Below are 18,502 nucleotides of genomic sequence, written 5' to 3'. Positions count from 1 at the left end.
GGGGCGGGCCGCCGCGGTTCAGGAAGCGGGCGGCGCGAGGGCCTCGCCGGGGCGGAAGGCCATGGTGATCTGGCCGATCGTCAGCAGCGGCGCGCCGCCGACGGTGCTCTCGCCGGTGAAGATCATCGTGTCGTTCACGGCGCGTTCCAGGCGGGCGTGGTGCTCCACGGTGTCGCCGGGGAAGACCCGCCGGTGCAGCTCGATGCCGCTCATGGAGCCGAACAGCATGACCTGTCCGTCGGCGGTGTCGCCGGCCAGGCGGGTGGCGAGGATGCCGGCCGTCTGGGTCCAGGACTCGATCAGCAGGAAGTCCGGGTAGGCGAGGTCGTCGTCGCCGGGCGTCTCGCCGAGCCGGGCGTACCAGGGCTCGTTGAGGGTGACGGCCTTGACGGCCCGGATGTGGTCGTCGCCGGTGCTGAGGACGCGGTCGACCATCAGCATCGGGTAGCGGTGCGGCAGGGCGGCGCGCACGCCGGCGGCGGTCAGCACGGTGTCGCCTCCTGCCGGTAGCGCAGGCGGACGGAGGCGGCGGGGCCGCGTCCGGTGGCCACCTTGGCGGCGCAGCGCCAGGTGTCCCCGCCGCGCGGGGACCAGGTGATGTCGACGGTCAGTTCGTCGCCGGGGTGGACCGCGGAGAGGAACCGGGCGGACTCCACGGCGGCCAGCCGCAGTCCGCCGGTGTCCGGCGGCGGGGCGGTCTCCGCGGCGCCGCGCACGCACTCCATCACGCAGACGCCGGGGAAGATCGGGAAGTCCGGGTAGTGGCCGGCGAAGACGGGCTCGTCACCGGTGACCGCCACCGTGAACCCGGCCGTCCACGCCCCGGAGTCCGCGTCGCGGGCCGGTGCGCGCACCGGCCGCGGGACGGCCAGGACGGTGCCGGTCACGGGCGCTCCCCCAGTTTGCGGCGGACCACCTCGTAGGCGCTGTCCAGGGTCCGCACCTCGCTCATCTCGGCCTCGGCGAACTTGACGCCGTAGGTGCGTTCCAGCACGACGACCACTTCCAGGGCCATCAGGGAGTCGACGCCAAGGGTCCGGACGAAGTCGGTGTCGTCCCGGACGTCGGTGACGTCGGCGTCGATGGTGTCGGCGAGCAGCTGTCGCAGGTGTTCCCGGTCGAGACCGGCGGCCGCGTCGATCGGCATGTCCTGTGCTTCCTTCTTCGTGCTTCGTGGTGGGCGTCGGTCAGCGCGCGGACAGGCGCAGCGCGGCGCAGGCGACGACGCCGTTGTCGTCCACGGAGGAGACGAGGGCGACGGCGCCGGCGGGGGCGGCGGACTGCTCGGCGGCGGCCAGCAGCGAACCGATCTGGAAGGCGGCGGAGGCGGCCGCGGTGTCCCCGACGGGGCTCATGGCCGGGGCCCGGTCGAGGACCTGGGCGCCGAAGCGGGCGGTGAGCACCTCGCGTTCGCGGGTGCCGGCGGACCCGGCGGGGTTGGAGGTCGAGACCGCCCACACGTCGTCGCGGTCCACTCCCCCGCGCCGCAGTACGGCGTCGACGCACGCGGCGAGCGCCTCACCCGGGTCGTCGTCGAAGTACACCCGCGACTGGACGGCCAGCACCTCGGCCAGGGCCCGGTCCGCCGCGTCGGCCGGATCGGCCGACTCCAGCATGAACATGGCGCAGCCCTCGCCGAGCAGGGTGCCGGCGCCGTCCTCGCCGCGCCGGTGGTGGTCCAGCCAGGCGCGGGCGTGGGAGAACTCCTCGGCCGCGCCGGACAGCACCGTGCGGGCGCGGCCGGAGGCGAGCAGTCCGGCGGCGTAGCTGAGCGCGGACAGGCCGGCGACGCGGCCGCCGGCGATGGTGGTGTTGGGGCCCTTGAGGTTGTGCCAGATGGCGCACTGGCCGGCGGCGCAGTTCATCACCGCGTTCGGCATCAGCGACGGGTCGACGTAGAACGGCTTGTCGCCCTCGAGGGAGGCGCGGGTGAAGTCCATCATGCTCTGCGCGCTGCCGGTGGTGGTGCCCAGCACCAGGGCGGTCTCCTCGTCGGAGGCCGTGCGCCGGTCGCCGGAGTCGCGCAGCAGGTCGCGGACGGCGGTGACAGCCAGTCCGGTCACCCGGTCCATGGAGCGGGTGCCCTTCTTGCCCAGCACCTCGCGCAGTTCGAAGCCGGGGATCAGGCAGGCGTGGCTGTCGGGGGCCGCCCACTGCCCGGAGTCCAGCGGCGTGGAGGTGTCCCGTCCGGCGAGTACGCCGGCCACGAAACTGTCCTTGCCGATGCCGTACGGCGACACCGCGGACCAGGCGGTGATCACCGGCCGGGTCGCGGTCGCCGGCGCGCTCGCCGAAAGGGTCATGGTCAGATTCCGTTCTGCTCGGTGGTCTCGGTGGTGCTCGGGGGCCGGGGCTTCCCCGGCACCCGCGGGCCCGGGGTCCGGCGGGGGACGCTCAGACGCCGGCCGGTGACGGGCGGGCGGCGGCCGGTGCCGGCGGGCGCAGGACCAGCGTGGCCACGCCGTCGTCGGAGTCGGTGCCCGCCACCAGCCACATCGGGCCGTCGGCGCCCGCGTCGAGCGCGCCGATCGCCGCCGCGCACTGCACCACGCCGAGCGCGCCGGACAACTCGCCCCACACCGCGGCGAGATCGTGCACGGGCAGCCCCTCGGACAGGGCCGGGACGGCCGCCGCGGGCGCGTACCAGGCGGCCGGCTCGGCCTCCACCTCGGCCAGCTCGCCGATGGTGCCGGCCACGTCCGGGCCCCGGGTGTGGGCGCCGATCACGGCGCGGACGGTGGCGCCGCGGGCCTCGGCGGTCTCCGCGCGCTCCAGCACCAGGGCGGCGGCGCCGTCCACCAGCGGGCCGCCGACGAGGGCGCGCGCGATCTCGTTGTCCGGTTCGACGCCCACCACGACGACGTGGTCGGCGCGGCCGGAGCGCAGCAGCGCGGCACCCCAGCGGATCGCGTCGAGCCCCGAGGCGGGCCCGTTGCACAGCATCAGGTTGGGGCCCTTGAGCCCCCACCGGATGGCGATCTCGGAGGCGATGATGTTGCTGGAGGCGTTCGGGGTGTCCATGGGGCTGACGCCGTGGGTGCCCTCGTCGGCGATGGTCCTCACCACGCGGCAGACGGTGTCGACGTTGCCCAGGTTGGAGCTGACCAGCACGGCGGTGCGGGTGCCGTCGACGGTGAGCACGCCGTCGGCGAGGAGTCCGGCGTCGGTCAGCACGCGCTGCGCGGCGCACAGCCCGAGCTGGGTGGCGCGGTCCTTGTAGCGCAGGCCCTTCTTGCCCAGGACGGCGGCCGGCTCGACGGGGTCCCCGGGACGGCTCGCGGTGGCCAGGGCGGTGGCGGAGTCGGCACCCGGCAGGGCGACGCCGACGCCGGTGACGGTCATCATCATGATCCCTCGACAATCGCTACGGCGTTGACGCCGCCGAACCCGAATCCGTGCACCTGGGCCAGCGCCACCTCGTGCTTGGCCTCCTGGCCGCGGACCAGCCGCAGGCCGTCCGCCTCCTCGATGGGCTGCTCCAGGTTGACCAGCGGGGGCACCTTGCCGGTGGCCATCACCTGGAGGGTGGTGACGAGGCTCATCAGGCCGGCCGAGCCGCTGGTGTGGCCGGTCATCGGCTTGATGCCGGTGAGCACCGGGCCGCCGGCGGCCTCGCCGAACACCTCGCCGTAGGCGGTGATCTCGACGAGGTCGTTGAGCGGGGTGCCGGTGCCGTGCAGCAGCACCAGGTCGATGTCCTCGGGGCGGGTGCCGGCCAGCCGGTGCGCCTGCCGCATCGCCTCGGCGACCTGGACCGGGTCCGGGGCGGTGGGGTGCTTGGCGTCGCAGGTCATGCCGACGCCGCGGAGCCTGCCCCACAGCCGGCCGCCCGGCCAGCGCACGTGCTCGCCGCGCAGGACGACGGCCGCCGCGCCGTCGCCGAGGATGGTGCCCCGGCGGTTGACGTCGAGGGTGCGCAGCGCGGTCGGCGGGTTGGGCTGGACGCGGTCGGCGAGCCCGTGCATGGACTCGGTGATCGAGTCGACGCCCGCGACGATGACGGTGTCCGCCTCGCCCGCCGCCAGCAGGTCGGCGCCGAGCGCGAGCGTGTAGAGGGAGGCGGAGCAGGCGTTGGAGACGGTGAGGGTGTCGGTGGTGCCGAACCGTTCCCGCAGCGCGGTGCCGAAGTGCAGCCGGTCGGCGCCGAACGGCGCTCCGTCGCGCCACCACAGCTCGGCCGAGCGCAGCTCGCGCAGTCCGGTGCCGACGAGCACCGGCACGCCGGACAGGTCGTCGCCGAGGCCGGCGTCCGCGGCGGCCTGGGCGACGGCGTCCAGCAGGAACGCGGTGGCGCGCAGCGGGCGGTCGGCGCCCTGCTCGGGCCGGTCGTCGATCTCGAAGAGCTGCTTGCCGTTGTAGCGTTCGCCGTCGAATCCGCGCATCGGGCCGAGTCCGCCGCGCCCGGCGCACAGGTTGGCGAAGATCTCGTCGGCGTCCCGGCCGACGCTCGCGACGGCACCCACGCCGATGATGGGCACCCTCATCGGACGTCCTCCTGGTACTTGCCGAGGATCACGATGGAGTTGTTGCCGCCGAAGGCGAGGCCGTTGTTCTGCACGATCCGCAGGTCCGCCTCGACGGACTGGTTGGGCACGCAGTCGATCTCGCACTCGGGGTCGGTCTGCCGGTGGTTGATGGTCGGCGGGATGAAGCCGTGGTGGATCGACAGGGCGCAGGCGATGGCGGCCAGCGCGCTGGCGGCGCCCATGGTGTGGCCGAGCATGGACTTCAGGGAGACGGTGCGCGGCACGGTGTCGCCGTACACGTCGTGGATGGCGCGGGACTCGGTGACGTCGTTGGCCTTGGTGCCGGTGCCGTGGGCGGAGATCAGGTCGACCTCGTCCGGCTTGACGCCGGCGTTCTCCAGGGCGATCTCCATGCAGCGGGCGACGCTGTCCTGGTTGGGGGCGACCTGGTGGTAGGCGTCGCAGTTCATGCCGTAGCCGAGGACCTCGGCGTAGATGCGGGCGCCGCGGGCGCGGGCGGAGGCGAGGCTCTCCAGCATCAGCACGCCGGCGCCCTCGCCGGTGAGGATGCCCTTGCGGTCGGTGTCGAAGGGGCGGCACACGTCGGGGGCGATGGTGCCGAGCCGGTAGAAGCCGGTGAAGGTCTTGCGGCACATGGCGTCGGCGCCGCCGCACAGGGCGTAGTCCGCCTCGCCACTGCGGATGGCGTCGAAGCCCTGGCCGATGGCGTAGTTGCCGGCCGAGCAGGCGGTGGCGATGGTGACCGCCTCGACGTCGGACAGGCCGAGTTCCTGGGCGGCGGCTATGGACAGGCGGTTGGGGTAGACGCGGCGGGCCACGGTGGGGTCCATGGCGGCCGGTCCGGAGGCGACCTCGGTGCCGACCAGGTGGTCGAGTTCGTAGGACTCGCCGTCGGTGGTGCCGATGGAGATCATGCCGCGCCGGGCGCGCAGGTCGTCCAGGTCGACGCCGGCGGCCTCGACGGCCATGCGGGCGGCGGCCACGGAGAACTGCGTGGCGCGGCCCAGGGTCTCGGTGGGCAGGTGGTGGATCCAGCGCTCGGGCTCGGCGCCGGTGATCTCGCAGCCGTTGGCGTGGGCGAAGCCCTCGGTGTCGAACAGCGTGATCGGCTTGGCTCCGCTGCGGCCGGCCCGCAGCCCTTCGGCGAACTCATCGGCGCCCACACCGATGCTGGAGAACACGCCGAACCCGGTCAGCACCACCCGGGTGGCCGCGTCGTCACGCGTCGCGTCGGAAACGTTCACTGACATCAATCTCCCTCGGTACGGCGTGGTCGCCTTGGATGAGGACAGGGCCGGGCGGCCGCCTGGCGACCGGAGGGCCGGAGCGTGCTGCCCGGCCCTCCGGGTCGCGGGGCGTCCCGCCGTTACTTCTGGGCCGCGACGGCCTCGCCCACCACGGCGTAGACGCCGTCGAGGTTGACCATGCGCTCCAGCTCGGACTGCTCGATGGTGATCTTGAACTCCTTCTCGAGGCCCGCGAGGATCTCGATGGCGCGCAGCGAGTCGGCGCCGTGGTCCTCCTTGAAGAGGCTGCTGTCGGTCACCTCGTCCTCCTCGAGCTCGAGGACGTCGCAGACGATCTCCTTGATGCGGGCCTGGGCGGTGGTGTCGATGGCCGTGGTCATGTGATGTCCCTCTGTTCTTCCGGTGTTCGGTCGGTGCGGTGAGTGGTTCGGTCGGTGGTGCGTGGTGGTGCGGTCGGCGGTCCGGCCCGCGGACCGCCCGGGGATCACCCGCGGGCGCCGGCGGGGCCGGGCGACGGGAGGTGGAAGGGGCGGGGGCGTGCGGGGGCGGTGCGGCGGGCCGACCCGCGGCACACCTCCCGCGGGTCCCAGCCCTCGGCCCGTGCGGGCAACAGGTCCGGGTCGCCGTACACGGTCCCGGCGCGGGCGGCGGCGAGCAGCGGCTCGCCGAGGATGTCGCCGGCGCAGCCGATCCCGCCGAGCATGACGCCGGCGATGCCGTTGCCGGCCTGGGTGCTGGCGCCGACGACGTGCAGTCCCTTGACGGCGGTGGCGGTGCCGGGGCGGGCGGTGCCGCCCCATTCCGCCATGCCGAAGGGGGTGCCGCCGGTGGAGAGGGTGTACCGCTCGTGGGTGAGCGGGGTGGCGGCCTCGATGTGGGTGAGGTGCGGCCGCAGCGGGCCGAGGGCCTTCTCGGCGGCGTCCAGGGTGGCCTCGGTGAGCTCCTGCTTGCGCCGCAGATAGGTCGGGTTGCGGCGGTAGTCGCCGCCGCCGGCCGGTCCCTCCTCGACGCCCCACCACGCGTAGTCCGGCGGGCAGAGCGTCATCACCTGGAGGTTGGCGTGGCCGGGCGGGCAGAGCTCCCGGTTGTGCGGGTCCTTCAGCGAGGCGAACGAGCAGAACAGGAAGGGCACCTCGCCCGTCTCGCCGCCGCTCACCCGGTCGAAGTAGCCGTCGATGTCGTCGGTGTCGTACCACCACAGGTTGGCGTTGGGCCGCTCCCGCAGGTCGGTGTCGAGACCGAGGTAGAGGACCAGCCAGGGCATGCCCATCCTCGCCTGCGCGGTGCGGGTGACGACCGACTTCTGGAAGTGCTCCGGGCCGACGAGTTCGAGCACGGTGCGCGGGTAGTCGGCGTTGGACACCACCAGGCCGGCGGTGACGACCTCGCCGCTCTCCAGGTGGACGCCGCGGACCGTGCCGTCCTCGACGAGGATGCGGGCCACCCGGCTGCGGGTGCGGACCTGTCCGCCGTGCGCCTCGATCACCTCGACCAGACCGGCGGCGAGCACCTGTCCGCCGCCGGCCGGGTAGTAGGCGCCGCGCAGGTAGTGGTCGGTGACGCTGGTGTGCCGCGCCACCGTGGCCTGCTTCGGGGTGAGCCCGTAGTTGGGGGCCTGGGCGGCGAGCACGGTACGGGCCCGGGAGGACAGCCCGCAGTGCCGGAACAGGTCGTCCAGCGTCCGCCTGCCCCACTGCCGGATGGTGGCGGTGCGGGCGGCGATGTCCTGCGGCGCCCACCCGTGGGCCTCGAACAGCGCGGAGCGCTGCTCGTCGCCGAGCGCCGAGCAGACGTCGACGAACGTGTTCAGGCCCGCGGCCTCCTCGGGCATGGCCTCGGTGAGACGCTTGCGGTACGCGTCCCAGCCGGCCGGCATGTCGACGGACACGCCCGGTACGCGGATCAGGTCGAAGCCGTCCTGGTCCATCTCCAGGAAGTCCACCCGGTCACCGAGTCCGACGCCGGACAGGATGCTCGGGATGACTCCGCCGGGGGCACAGTCGCCCAGGTAGTGGACGCCCACATCGAATTCGTAGGCGCGGCGTCGCCGGAACACATGGCTGTTGCCGCCCACGATCGAGAACTGCTCCAGTACCAGGACGCGCTTGCCCGCGGCGGCCAGGTACGCGGCGGCGGTCAGGCCGCCGAGTCCGGCACCGACCACGACGGCATCCCAGTCGGTGCCGCGCGCGGTGCCGTGCGCGTCGCTGTCCACAGTCGTCTCCTCGTCATGTGGCGTGGGTGGGTGGCCCCGGCCGCCGCACCGGCCAGGGCTGTCAGGGGTGGGCGCGGGGCCCGGTCAGCCGCAGCCGCCGGCGTGGCCCTGGTCGCCGCCGGCCGCCAGCAGGTCGGCGTGGGTGGCGGGGTCCGGGGCGTCGGCGGCCCGCTGCCCGGCGGGTGCGGCCGCGTCGGCGCCGAGGACGGCGCGGACGAAGGGCCGCACCCGGTCCACGCCCCAGAACTTGTCCCGGCCGTGGAGGAAGAAGGGCACGCCGAACAGACCGTCGTGGGCGGACTCGGCGAGCAGGGCCGCGCCCCGCTTGCGCAGGTCGGGGTCCTCGGTCGCGGTGGACAGCCGCTGGGCGTCCAGGCCGAGTTCCTCGGCGATGCCGGCGATCACCTCCGGGTCGGAGATGTTCTTGGCGTCCTGCCAGCGGGCCTGGTAGGCGGCGGCCACGAACTCCTTGCCGCGGCCCTCGTCGTCGGCGGCGATCCACGCCAGGTGGGCCACCTCCCAGCAGGGGTCGCGGTCGATGGGCCAGCTGACGTCCAGCCCGCGCTCGGTGGCGAGCCGGCGGGTGTCCTGGAGGATGTAGAAGTTCTTCGCCCGGCTCATGGCGACGATCGGGAGGGTGACGCCCTCGTCGGCCAGCAGCCGTGCGGTCTCCTCGTCCGGCTCCCAGAACGGCAGCCAGTCGATGGCGTCGAGCACCTCGGGGTGGGTGCTCATCAGGTCGCGGTACGCGAACCAGGAGTAGGGGCTGCGCAGGGAGAAGTACCAGCGCGGCCGGCGGCGGGAAGCCATGGGTGTCCTCCGGGCTGTGGGGTCGGTGGTCACTCGCCGCGCAGCGCGCGCAGGACCTCGTCGTCGAAGACGGCCATCTGCCACTCCGAGTCGGGGGTCTCCTTGTGGCAGTAGCCGTGGGTGATCTCGCCGGTGGCGGTCTTGACGAGCTTGCCGTCGCGCACCACGTAGAAGTCCATGCGGGAGGTGTAGAGCATGTCCTTGAAGACCGACTCCACGGTGTAGACCGAGTACAGGTCCTCCTCCATGACCGCCTCGTCGGTGAAGCGCAGCTTGTTCTGCGTCACCACGGGGATCCAGCCGCGCTCGTCGAGGAGCCGCTTGATGCTGATGCCGCGGGAGGCGACGAAGAGGTGCTTGGCCTCCTCCATCTGGCGCAGGTAGCCCGACATCTGCATGCGCTCGGTGAAGTGGCAGTAGTAGTAGGGGATGCGCCACTTCCAGCCGATGGCGTTGTCGTCGCCGATGATCTCGGCGAGCACCGGGTCGGTGGAGGCGTCCTCACCGCGGTGGAAGGCGCCGTGCAGGTCGTCCACCGGGGCGGAGGCCAGCTCGGCGGGCTCGGCGGTGGCGAGCCGGTCGACCACGAAGCGCTCCAGCTCCGCGGGGAGCGGCGCGGGGTCGGGGATGGCGGTGTCACGGCGCAGCAGCACACGGAACTTGGAGGTGACGGCCTTCTTGGGGGCGCCGTCGCGCTCGACGATCGCGGCCACCGCGAACACCATCTCGCGGTCGGTGTCCTTGGTCTTCGGGGTGACCTCGACGGTCACGTCGTCGTCCAGGGTGAGCACGGTGTGCAGCCGGGTGTCGACGCCGACCACGTCGAAGTTGACGCCGTGCACCAGGTACAGCTCGGTGGCGCCGAGGCCGACGGCCCGGAAGTGGTCGAGCACCGCCGCTTCGAGCAGGTAGTTGTCGCACTTGAAACCGATCGCGGTATTGATGTTGCCGCCCTCGTAGGAGGGGCGCATCGTCACCGAACTCGATTCGGTCAGCAGTTTCTTGATGTCGACATCGGTCAGGGTGGCCATCGATGTTCTCCCGTACTCAGGTGACCGCCGCCGGGGGGTGCCCCGCCGGCAGCGTGGTGAGGAATTGCTGGACGGCGAGCGAGAAGAGGTCAGGGCGCTCGGCCATCGGGGTGTGCGCGCAGCCCTCGATGCGGTGGATCGAGGCGTTGCCGAGCCGGGCCGCGAGGCGTGCGCCCTCGGCCGGTGGCGCGATCGGGTCCCGGTCGCCGATGACGACGTGCACGGGCAGGCCCACCAGGTCGACGGGCAGGAAGGGGGTGCGCAGGTAGACGTGCAGGTGGCGGACGACCCAGTGCGGGCCGAGCTGTTCGCAGGACCGTTCGGCCATCTCGGCCCGCAGGTCCGGGGCGAGCGGCTTGCGCGACCTGGCGCTGATGCCGTCCTCCGCGCCCAGCCGCAGCAGGTCGAGGAAGGCGGGCAGCTCGGCCCAGGTGAAGTCCTCCGGGTGCTCCCGGTAGAACGGCGAGACCAGGACGACGCCCCGCACGCCGAGTTCCTCGCGCGGGTCCCGGCCGGCCGCCGCCAGGTCGGCGAGCAGGGTGAGCAGCAGGACCGTGGCGTAGGAGTGGGCGATCACCACGTCGGCGCCGCCGGGGATCCGGCGGATCGCCTCGGTGATCCAGGCGCTGTCGTCGCGTTCGGCCACCGCGAAGGTGCCGCCCGCCCGCCAGGGCAGGCCGGCGCTCCACAACTCCAGTCCGGGCGGCCGGTGTTCCACGAAGGCGTCCCAGCAGCTCTCGCTGCTGCCGAGGCCGTGCAGCAGCAGCGCACGCCGGCCGGCTTCGCCGGACCCGGTCCGCTGCCTGAGCACGAGCGGCTCGACATCGCCTTGTCGGAGCACCGGACATCCCTTTCCGAAGAAATTCGGGCAGCGGAGGATTGTGCCGGGGCAGCAGAATTCTTTCCGCCCGGCGGACGCCCGCCACGCTAACAACTCTTTCCGTGCCGCCAGACGGTCGGCCGGGGATTTTGCAGCGATATGCAATCCGCCGCACGGGGCGCGCTTTTCGGCGCGCCGCACACTCAAATCATCCAGGAATTGCGGCCGACCGAAAGGGCCGTTTCAGCAAGCTGCGACTACAGGGCTTTCCAGGTGGTGACGACGTCGTCCGCGCCGCCGTGCGCCGACAGCGCCCGCCGGGCCGTCAGCAGGGCCTTGGGCCAGTTGACGGTCAGTACGGCGGCCAGTCGCGTGCCGCGCCGGTAGGCGACGGCGAAGCGGCGGCGCCCGCCGCCGGCGCGGACCACGGTGATGTCGTCGTCGGGTCCCGGCCGGCCGAGCACGGTGATCTTGCCGCCGTACTGGTCGGACCAGACGAAGAACTCGCCGCCGCTGGGCACCGGTTCGGGCCCGGTGATGCTGCGGGCGACGGCGTCGGCCTGTGCCACGGCGTTGGTCCAGTGCTCCACGCGGACGTGCCGGGCGAGCAGCGGGTCGTACCAGCGGGCGGCGTCGCCGACGGCGTATACGGTGCGTCCGGCGTCGGCGGCGCCGTACGCGTCGCACAGGATGCCGCCGTCGTCGTGCAGCGGGACGCCGGAGCCGGCCAGCCAGCCGGTGGCGGGGCGCACGCCGATGCCGACGACCACGACGTCGGCGGGCAGCACCCGGCCGTCGGTGAGGGCGACGCCGGTGACGTCCGGCTCGCCGAGCAGTGCGGTGACGCCGGTGCCGGTGAGCAGCCGTACGCCGTTGTCGGCGTGGAGCAGGGCGAGTTCGGCGGCCACCTCCTCGCCGAGCAGCCCGGACAGCGGTGCGGGCAGGGCCTCCACCACGGTCACGTCCATGCCGCGGGCGCGGGCGGTGGAGGCCACCTCGGCGCCGATGAGACCGCCGCCGACGACGACCAGCCGGCCGTGGCGCGCACGGTCGAGGCCGGCCCGCAGCCGGTGGCAGTCGGCGAGGGTGCGCAGCACGTGCACACCTCCGCGCGGCATGCCGGGGAGGGTGCGGGGCGCGGCACCGCAGGCCAGGACCAGCCGGTCGTAGCCGAGGCGGGTGCCGTCGTCGAGGTGCAGCCGGCGCTGTCCGGTGTCCAGCGCGGCCGCCGCGGCGACCACGTGTGCGGCGTCCCACCGCGCGGGGTCGCCGAGCGAGGCGCGCTCCGCGTCCCAGTCCCCGGCGAGGATCTGCTTGGACAGCGGCGGCCGGTCGTAGGGGGCGTCCGGGTCGGGGTCGACCAGGGTGATCCGCCCGGTGTGACCGGTCTCGCGCAGTCCCGCCGCGAGTCGGCTGCCACCGACGGAGGCACCGACGACGACCACGTGCCCGGCGCTGCCCAGGGGTCCGGCGGTCACGACAGCGCTCCCTCGGCCGGGGCTTCGGGGGCGTACGCCGCCAGGGCGCGCGGGGTGCGCAGTTCCAGTACGTCGCGCAGGCCGAAGGTCCAGCCGGCCCTGCGGGCCTTGGTGGCGAGGCGGGCGGCGCGCAGGCTGTCCCCGCCCCGGCTGAAGAAGTCGTCGTCGAGGTGGACCGCGGGCAGGCCGAGGACCTCGGCGTACAGGGCGCACAGCCGGACCTCGGCCTCGCTGCGCGGCGCGGCGCCCGTGGGGGCGTCGGCGGCGGGCGGTTCGGGCAGGGCGTCCTTGTCGAGCTTGCCGTTGGAGGTCAGCGGCAGGGCGCCGACCACGACGACGGCCGACGGGACCATGTACGGGGGCAGCAGCCGGGCGACGGACTCGCGCAGTCCGGCCGGGTCGGGGGCGTCGCCGTCCTCGGGGACGACGTAGCCCGCCAGGTAGCGGTCGCCGGCGGCGTCCTCGCGGGCGATCACGGCCGCCTGCCGCACCCCGGCCTGGGCGGCCATCACGGAGGTGACCTCGCCCAGTTCGATGCGGTAGCCGCGGATCTTGACCTGGTCGTCGGTGCGGCCCAGGTACTCCAGGTTCCCGTCGGGCCGCATCCGCGCGATGTCGCCGGTGCGGTACATGCGTCCGCCGCCGGGCGCGGCCACGAACCGTTCCGCGGTCAGCCCGGGCCGGCCCAGGTAGCCGCGCGCGACCTGGCCGCCCGCGATGTACAGCTCGCCCTCGGTGCCGGCCGGGACAGGGTTCAGCCGCTCGTCCAGGACGTGCAGTTCGGTGCCCGGGGTGGGGCGGCCGATGGGGGTGGCGCCCGGCTCGGCCGGGTCGTCGGGGGCGAGGGAGAACACGCAGCAGCCGACGGTCGCCTCGGTCGGGCCGTACTCGTTGACGACGGTCGCGCCGGGGTGGGTCTTCCGCCACCGCTCGACCACGTCGCCGATCAGCATCTCGCCGCCGACGACCAGTTCACCGGTCGGGGACAGCTCGGCGGGCAGCGCGGTGAGCAGCGGCAGGTGCGAGGGGGTGGCCTTGACGAAGGCGGGCCGGCCCGCCGCCGTACCGGGCTCGGGCTCCCGGTCCAGCGATCCGACGCACACCCGGCCGCCCTGCAGCAGCGGCCCGTACAGCGCGGTGACCGTGAGGTCGAACGCCACCGGGGAGTGCAGCAGCGCGCTGTCCGCCAGGCCCGGGTAGGCGGCGCGGGCGAACTCCAGGTAGCGCACGAGCGTGTCGTGCTGCACGGTCACGCCCTTGGGGCGGCCGGTGGAGCCGGAGGTGTAGATGACGTACGCCAGGTTGCGGGCGGTGAGCGGGGCCGGCCGGTCGGCGTCGGTCGGGTCGTGCGCGAGGGCGCCGGCCGCCTCGGCGGCGTCGACCTCGGCGGGCACGGGGACGGTCAGCGGGCCGTCCCCGGCCGCGCCGGTGTCCTCGCCGTCCGGTACGAGCATCAGCCGCAGGCCGGTGTCCTCGACGATGTACGCCAGCCGCCCGGCCGGGCAGTCGGCGTCGACCGGCACATAGGCGGCACCGGTCTTGAGCACGCCCAGCAGGGCCACCAGCAGGTCGGCGGAGCGGGGCAGCCGGACCCCGACCACGTCCTCCGGGCCGATGCCGCGGCTCAGCAGCCGGTGCGCGAGCAGGTTGGCCCGGCGGTTGAGCCCGGCGTAGTCCAGCTCCCGTCCGCCGCTGTGCACGGCGACCGCGTCCGGGGTGCGCGCCGCCTGCGCCTGGAAGAGTTCGACAAGGGTCGGGTCGGCCATCGTGTTGTCCTCGTGGGTCACTTGCGTCTCCTGCGTGTCCTGCGTGTCCTGCGTCCGGTGGGGTCGAGGCCGTCGCGGGTCATCCGGCGCGGTCCGCGGCGAGCTGCCGGATCGTCGGGCGCAGGTACAGGTCGCGCATGGCCACCGTGTGCCCGCCGCGCCGGCGCAGCGCGGCGCCCACCCGCATGGCGAGCAGCGAATTGCCGCCCAGGTCGAAGAAGTTGTCGTCCGGGCCGACGGACACGCCGAGCACCTCGCTCCAGACCTCCAGCAGCACCTGCTCGAACGGGTCGCCGCCCGGCGCCGCCACGGGCCCGGCGGGCGCGGTGACGGCCTCCGGGGCGGCGGGCGCGGCGGGGGCGGCCGTCGGGGCGGGCCGGGGCAGCCGGCGGGTGTCGAGCTTGCCGTTGGTGGTGAGCGGCATCCGCTCCAGGGCGGTGACCGTGGACGGGACCATGTACGCGGGCAGGAAGCGGCCGGCGCGCTGCCGCACGGAGGCGGTGTCGTCGCCGTCCATCACCACGTACGCGTCGAGCTGGGCGGTCGCCGCGTCGTCCGGGTCGGTCCGGTTGAGCACCACGGCCGCCGCCGTGACCTGCGGGTGGTCCAGCAGCACGGAGCGGATCTCGTCCAGTTCGATGCGGAAGCCGCGCAGCTTGACCTGGCTGTCCAGCCGGCCCAGGTGCTCCAGCCGGCCGTCGGGCAGCAGCCGGCCCTTGTCGCCGCTGCGGTAGAGGCGTTCACCGGTGCGCGCGTCGGTCAGGAAGCGCTGCGCGGTGAGGTCGGGCTGGTTCAGGTAGTGGGCGGCGACGCCGGCGCCGCCGACGTAGATCTCCCCGGCGACTCCGGCGGGCAGCGGCCGGCCCTCGGGGTCGGCGACCCGCACCCACCAGCCGGGCAGCGCGTGCCCGACCGACTTGGAGGCGGTGAGGGCCTCGGCCCGGGTGACGGTCTGCGCGGTCACGTGCACCGTGGTCTCGGTGATGCCGTACATGTTGACCACCCGGCACGCGGTCTCCGGGTGGCGGTCGAACCAGGGCAGCAGCATCCGCGGGTCGAGCCCCTCGCCGCCGAAGACGACCAGCCGGACCGGCGCGGGGTCCGCGCCGTCCCGCTCGACCTCCACCAGGTGGGCGAAGGCCGACGGGGTCTGGCTGAGCACCGTCACCCGCTCCTCGCGCAGCAGCCGGTGGAAGTCCTCCGGGGAGCGCGACACCCAGTAGGGGACGACCACGAGCCGGCCCCCGGTGAGCAGACAGCCCCAGATCTCCCACACCGAGAAGTCGAAGGCGCTGGAGTGGAACAGCGTCCAGGTGTCGTCGGCGCCGAGTCCGAAGTCGCCGGTGGTGGCGGCCATCAGGGCGAGCACGTTGACGTGCGGGATGACGCAGCCCTTGGGGCGGCCGGTGGAGCCGGAGGTGTAGATGACGTACGCCGGGTCGTCGGCGCCGGTCTCCGACGGCGGGGGCCCGTCGCACCGTTCGGGGGCCAGCTCCTCGAGCGCGGCGGGGGTCAGGACGCGGGCGGCGGTGCCGCCGGGGAAGCCGGCGCGGTCGGTGACGACCGTGGTGAGTCCGGCGTCGGCGGTCGTGTAGGCGAGCCGGTCCTCCGGGTGGGCGGGGTCCATCGGCACGTAGGTGGCGCCCGCCTTGAGCACCGCGAGCAGTACGACGATCAGTTCGGCGGAGCGGTCCAGGCACACCCCGACCCGGTCGCGGTCCCGTACACCGAGGGTGCGCAGGGCGTGCGCCAGCCGGTCGGCGCGGTGGTCGAGTGCGCCGTACGTCAGCCGGGTGCCCTCGTGGCGCACGGCGACGGCGTCCGGCCGGGCGGCGGCGATCTCGGCGACGGCGGTGTCGACGCGCCGGGGCGTGAAGGGCGGTGGCGGCGCGGACCGGCGGTGCTCGGCGCGGCGGGCGTCGTCCTCCTCGTCCCAGGGACGGGCGTCGGCGACGAGGGTGTCCGGGGCCTCGGCGAGCGTGCGGTGCACCCGGCTGACGTGCCGCAGCAGCTGGTCGGCGATGTCGTCGGAGAGCGTGCGCGCGGAGTGGTCGCAGCGCAGGGCGCGCCCGCCGGTCGCGTCCCGGGTGACGGTGACGGTCACCGGGAAGGGCGGCAGCAGGAACGGCCGGTACTCGGCGTGGTCGGCGCCGGGCAGTCCGGCGGCCGGGTCGCGGTCGGCGCACACCAGGCCCACGGCGGCGGCCGGGGCGGGGTGGTCCCCGTCGGCGGCCAGGGCGGCGCGCAGTTCCTTGTCGACGGTGCCGAGGGTGTGCCCGCCGTCCGCCGCGACCGGTGCCGGGACGGCCGGGCGGCCCGGGGCGAGCAGGGCGAGCGCGGGCCGGGTGACGCCCTCGTAGCGGGCGAGGACGACGCCGAGGGCCGTGGCCCAGCCCTCGGCGTCCGTCTCGGGGTGCCCGGGCGGCAGGGGCAGCACACGGGTCACGGGGGTGTCCGGGCCGTGCGGGCGGCCGAGCCCCCAGTCGGGCCGGCCGGCGGTCCCGTCCGCGCCGCCTTCGGCGTCCGGCGCCCTCCCGGCGGTGGGGGCGAAGTCGCCCGTGCCGCCGAGCAGCCGGGCGGTGAAGGCGTGCAGGGCCGTCGTGTCCAGGGCGGCCCGGTGGGCGACCACGATCAGGTCGGCGGCGTCGTCGGCGTAGTGCAGCAGCACCGCGCGCAGCGGGGCGCCCCCGGCGGGCAGCGGGCGGCCGAGTTCGCGGTCCCGCCACCGCCGGGCGGCGGGCGCGCCGGCGCCGCACGGCACCCGCTCGGTCCACAGCCGCGCGGTGCCGGGGGCGGCCGCCGCCGGCGCGGTGGCGGCGGGCAGCGCGGCGGCCAGGGCGGTGAACCGGGCGGCGAGCGCGTCCGGTCCGTCCGCCGCCGGCCCGGCGGTGAGGCGGACGCGCAGCGCGTGGCAGGCCGCGCCGGCCGGGGCGGCGGACCGCTCGGGCGTGCGCGGCGCGACGGCGGCGTCCTGGTGAGTGATCGACACGACTGGTCCCCTAGGCATGGTTGTGATGGCTCGGCGGGTGGCTCAGCGGATGGTGAAGCCGCCGTCGACGGTCAGCACGGAGCCGGTCACCTGCCTGGACTCGTCGGAGGCCAGCCAGAGCGCGGCGCCCGCCACGTCCTCCGGTTCGATCAGCGCGTTCATCGGCTGCGACTGGACGAAGGTCTGCTCGTGCTCGCCGACCGGCAGCTCCAGCGACCTGGCGATCTCGGTGAGCATCCGGCCCTCGGCGGCGCTGTCGTCCCGGATGGAGCCCGGGCACAGGGCGTTGACGCGGACCTTGAGCGGGGCGTAGTCCAGGGCGGTGGCCCGGGTCAGCCCGATCAGGCCGTGCTTGGAGGCGGTGTAGCCGGCGAAGTGCCGGTAGCCGACCAGCCCGGCGGTGGAGGCGACGTTGACGATGCTGCCGGAGCGGCGGGCCACCATGTGCGGGCCGACCAGCGAGATCATGCGCCAGGCGCCGGACAGGTTGACGTCGAGCATCACCTGCCACTCGTCCTCGCCGATCTCGTGCGTGGTCCGGCCGGACGGCGCCACGATGCCCGCGTTGTTGACGAGGACGTCGACGGCGCCGAACCGGTCGAGCGTGGCGTCGACCGCCGCGCGCAGGGCGGCGCCGTCGCGGACGTCGGCGGTGGCCGTGAGCACGGCGGCGCCCTGCTCGCGGCAGAGCCGCGCGGTGTGGTCCAGCTGGCTGGCGGTGCCCAGCGGGTAGGGCACGCCGTCCACGTCGCCGCACACGTCGAGCAGGGCGAGATCGGCGCCCTCCCGGCTGAACGCCAGCGCGCAGGCACGGCCGACCCCGCGCGCGGCTCCCGTCACGACGACGGTCTTTCCTTGCAGGCGCACCAGGACTCCTTGAACGTTGGTGGTGGGGGTTGGGCCGGGCCCGTCGCGCCGGCTCAGGCGGGGCGGACGTCCGCGAGCACGTCGATCAGGCCCTCGGGGTTGTCGACCAGGTACATGTGGCCGCCCTCGACCTCGACGAACCGGAAGTCCCCGCTGGTGGCCTTGGACCACTCCATGGCCTGCTCGGTGGTGACGAGGGTGTCGGTGGTGCCGCGCACGGAGACGATCGGGGCGGGCAGCGGCCGGTCGGAGGACGGGACGTAGCTCTCGTGCATCTCCACGTCGGCGCGGAGCGTGGGCAGCAGCAGCTCCCGCATCTCCGGGTCCTCCAGGGCGTCGTGGCGGTAGCCGGCGAACTCCTTGACCCGCTCCAGGAACTGGTCGTCGTCGAGTCCGCTGGCGCCGTTCTCGCGGCGGGTCCACGGTCCGGGCGAGCCGCTGACCACCAGGGCGGCCAGCTCGACGCCGTCGGTGGCGGCGAGCCGGTGGGCGATCTCGTACGACAGGACCGCGCCGAGGCTGTGGCCGAACAGGACGACCGGGCCGGCGCCCTTGACGCGCTCCAGGACCTCGGGCAGCAGCCCGTCGGCGGCGGCGACCGCGTCCTGGTAGGGCTCCTCCGCGAAGCGCTGCTCACGGCCGGGGAGCTGGACGGCCGCGAGGTCGAACCGGTCCTGGGCGAGCGGCACCCAGGGGCGGAAGACCGAGGCGCCGGCCCCGGCGAACGGCACGCAGAGCACGACCGTCTTTGCCATGGTGATTCCCTTTTCTGTGCTGAGTGGTGCGGTGTGG

At 74.4% G+C, this 18,502-nt stretch carries 17 protein-coding genes; all 17 read right to left on the bottom strand.

Annotation, left to right across the window (positions count from 1 at the left end):
- Positions 1 to 18: 18 nt before the first annotated feature.
- The 17 genes from FHX78_RS25005 to FHX78_RS24925 all read right to left on the bottom strand — a co-directional run bounded on the left by FHX78_RS25005 (position 19) and on the right by FHX78_RS24925 (position 18,465).
- A complete protein-coding gene (locus FHX78_RS25005; RefSeq protein WP_145869645.1) occupies positions 19 to 489 on the bottom strand; it encodes a 3-hydroxyacyl-ACP dehydratase FabZ family protein in 471 nt (156 codons plus the stop codon).
- Positions 483 to 887: a 3-hydroxyacyl-ACP dehydratase FabZ family protein gene (locus tag FHX78_RS25000; protein WP_145869644.1), complete on the bottom strand. Its 405-nt coding sequence runs from the start codon at positions 885 to 887 to the stop codon at positions 483 to 485. Before FHX78_RS25000 ends, FHX78_RS25005 begins: the two co-directional genes overlap by 7 nt.
- Positions 884 to 1,147, bottom strand: coding sequence for an acyl carrier protein (locus tag FHX78_RS24995; protein WP_145869643.1), 264 nt, complete (start codon positions 1,145 to 1,147; stop codon positions 884 to 886). The genes FHX78_RS25000 and FHX78_RS24995 overlap by 4 nt, the downstream gene beginning before the upstream one ends.
- A gap of 40 nt (positions 1,148 to 1,187) precedes the next feature.
- Positions 1,188 to 2,303, bottom strand: coding sequence for a beta-ketoacyl synthase N-terminal-like domain-containing protein (locus FHX78_RS24990; RefSeq protein WP_145869642.1), 1,116 nt, complete (start codon positions 2,301 to 2,303; stop codon positions 1,188 to 1,190).
- A gap of 91 nt (positions 2,304 to 2,394) precedes the next feature.
- The gene (locus tag FHX78_RS24985; protein ID WP_145869641.1) at positions 2,395 to 3,348 is read right to left on the bottom strand and encodes a beta-ketoacyl synthase N-terminal-like domain-containing protein; all 954 of its coding nucleotides are present in this window, start codon (positions 3,346 to 3,348) and stop codon (positions 2,395 to 2,397) included.
- Complete coding sequence (locus FHX78_RS24980) at positions 3,345 to 4,484, bottom strand: beta-ketoacyl-[acyl-carrier-protein] synthase family protein (RefSeq protein WP_145869640.1); 1,140 nt, start codon at positions 4,482 to 4,484, stop codon at positions 3,345 to 3,347. Before FHX78_RS24980 ends, FHX78_RS24985 begins: the two co-directional genes overlap by 4 nt.
- On the bottom strand, positions 4,481 to 5,737 hold the full coding sequence (locus tag FHX78_RS24975; RefSeq protein WP_145869639.1) for a beta-ketoacyl-[acyl-carrier-protein] synthase family protein: 1,257 nt from the start codon (positions 5,735 to 5,737) through the stop codon (positions 4,481 to 4,483). Before FHX78_RS24975 ends, FHX78_RS24980 begins: the two co-directional genes overlap by 4 nt.
- A 116-nt stretch (positions 5,738 to 5,853) precedes the next feature.
- Positions 5,854 to 6,114 carry an acyl carrier protein gene (locus FHX78_RS24970; RefSeq protein ID WP_145869638.1) on the bottom strand — a complete coding sequence of 87 codons (261 nt, stop codon included), beginning with the start codon at positions 6,112 to 6,114 and terminating at the stop codon, positions 5,854 to 5,856.
- Between the two features lie 104 nt (positions 6,115 to 6,218).
- A complete protein-coding gene (locus tag FHX78_RS24965) occupies positions 6,219 to 7,949 on the bottom strand; it encodes a phytoene desaturase family protein (RefSeq protein WP_145869637.1) in 1,731 nt (576 codons plus the stop codon).
- An 84-nt stretch (positions 7,950 to 8,033) separates the two neighbouring features.
- Positions 8,034 to 8,759, bottom strand: coding sequence for a 2-hydroxychromene-2-carboxylate isomerase (locus tag FHX78_RS24960; protein ID WP_145869636.1), 726 nt, complete (start codon positions 8,757 to 8,759; stop codon positions 8,034 to 8,036).
- Between the two features lie 29 nt (positions 8,760 to 8,788).
- Complete coding sequence (locus tag FHX78_RS24955; RefSeq protein ID WP_145869635.1) at positions 8,789 to 9,790, bottom strand: thioesterase family protein; 1,002 nt, start codon at positions 9,788 to 9,790, stop codon at positions 8,789 to 8,791.
- 16 nt (positions 9,791 to 9,806) lie between these two features.
- Entirely contained in the window at positions 9,807 to 10,631 is an 825-nt protein-coding gene (locus FHX78_RS24950; protein WP_167531849.1) for an alpha/beta fold hydrolase, read from the bottom strand.
- A 236-nt stretch (positions 10,632 to 10,867) separates the two neighbouring features.
- On the bottom strand, positions 10,868 to 12,088 hold the full coding sequence (locus FHX78_RS24945; protein ID WP_229924106.1) for an NAD(P)/FAD-dependent oxidoreductase: 1,221 nt from the start codon (positions 12,086 to 12,088) through the stop codon (positions 10,868 to 10,870).
- Positions 12,085 to 13,875, bottom strand: a complete 1,791-nt coding sequence (locus FHX78_RS24940) for a non-ribosomal peptide synthetase (protein ID WP_145869633.1) — start codon at positions 13,873 to 13,875, stop codon at positions 12,085 to 12,087. The genes FHX78_RS24945 and FHX78_RS24940 overlap by 4 nt, the downstream gene beginning before the upstream one ends.
- 58 nt (positions 13,876 to 13,933) lie before the next feature.
- A complete protein-coding gene (locus FHX78_RS24935; protein ID WP_229924107.1) occupies positions 13,934 to 16,843 on the bottom strand; it encodes an amino acid adenylation domain-containing protein in 2,910 nt (969 codons plus the stop codon).
- 42 nt (positions 16,844 to 16,885) lie between these two features.
- Complete coding sequence (locus tag FHX78_RS24930) at positions 16,886 to 17,710, bottom strand: mycofactocin-coupled SDR family oxidoreductase (protein WP_145869632.1); 825 nt, start codon at positions 17,708 to 17,710, stop codon at positions 16,886 to 16,888.
- A gap of 53 nt (positions 17,711 to 17,763) precedes the next feature.
- Positions 17,764 to 18,465, bottom strand: a complete 702-nt coding sequence (locus FHX78_RS24925; RefSeq protein WP_145869631.1) for a thioesterase II family protein — start codon at positions 18,463 to 18,465, stop codon at positions 17,764 to 17,766.
- Positions 18,466 to 18,502: the final 37 nt, after the last annotated feature.

Origin of the sequence: Streptomyces capillispiralis (assembly GCF_007829875.1) — a bacterium.
GTDB lineage: Bacteria > Actinomycetota > Actinomycetes > Streptomycetales > Streptomycetaceae > Streptomyces > Streptomyces capillispiralis.
The sequence above is the reverse complement of the archived record's forward strand: the minus strand, read 5'-3'. Positions and strand labels throughout refer to the sequence as shown.

What these genes read in the sequence shown, in the direction of transcription:
- FHX78_RS24995 (WP_145869643.1), bottom strand. Translation starts at nt 1,147, where the DNA reads ATGCCGATCGACGCGGCCGCCGGTCTCGACCGGGAACACCTGCGACAG.
- FHX78_RS24990 (WP_145869642.1), bottom strand. Translation starts at nt 2,303, where the DNA reads ATGACCCTTTCGGCGAGCGCGCCGGCGACCGCGACCCGGCCGGTGATC.
- FHX78_RS24985 (WP_145869641.1), bottom strand. Translation starts at nt 3,348, where the DNA reads ATGATGATGACCGTCACCGGCGTCGGCGTCGCCCTGCCGGGTGCCGAC.
- FHX78_RS24980 (WP_145869640.1), bottom strand. Translation starts at nt 4,484, where the DNA reads ATGAGGGTGCCCATCATCGGCGTGGGTGCCGTCGCGAGCGTCGGCCGG.
- FHX78_RS24975 (WP_145869639.1), bottom strand. Translation starts at nt 5,737, where the DNA reads ATGTCAGTGAACGTTTCCGACGCGACGCGTGACGACGCGGCCACCCGG.
- FHX78_RS24970 (WP_145869638.1), bottom strand. Translation starts at nt 6,114, where the DNA reads ATGACCACGGCCATCGACACCACCGCCCAGGCCCGCATCAAGGAGATC.
- FHX78_RS24960 (WP_145869636.1), bottom strand. Translation starts at nt 8,759, where the DNA reads ATGGCTTCCCGCCGCCGGCCGCGCTGGTACTTCTCCCTGCGCAGCCCC.
- FHX78_RS24955 (WP_145869635.1), bottom strand. Translation starts at nt 9,790, where the DNA reads ATGGCCACCCTGACCGATGTCGACATCAAGAAACTGCTGACCGAATCG.
- FHX78_RS24925 (WP_145869631.1), bottom strand. Translation starts at nt 18,465, where the DNA reads ATGGCAAAGACGGTCGTGCTCTGCGTGCCGTTCGCCGGGGCCGGCGCC.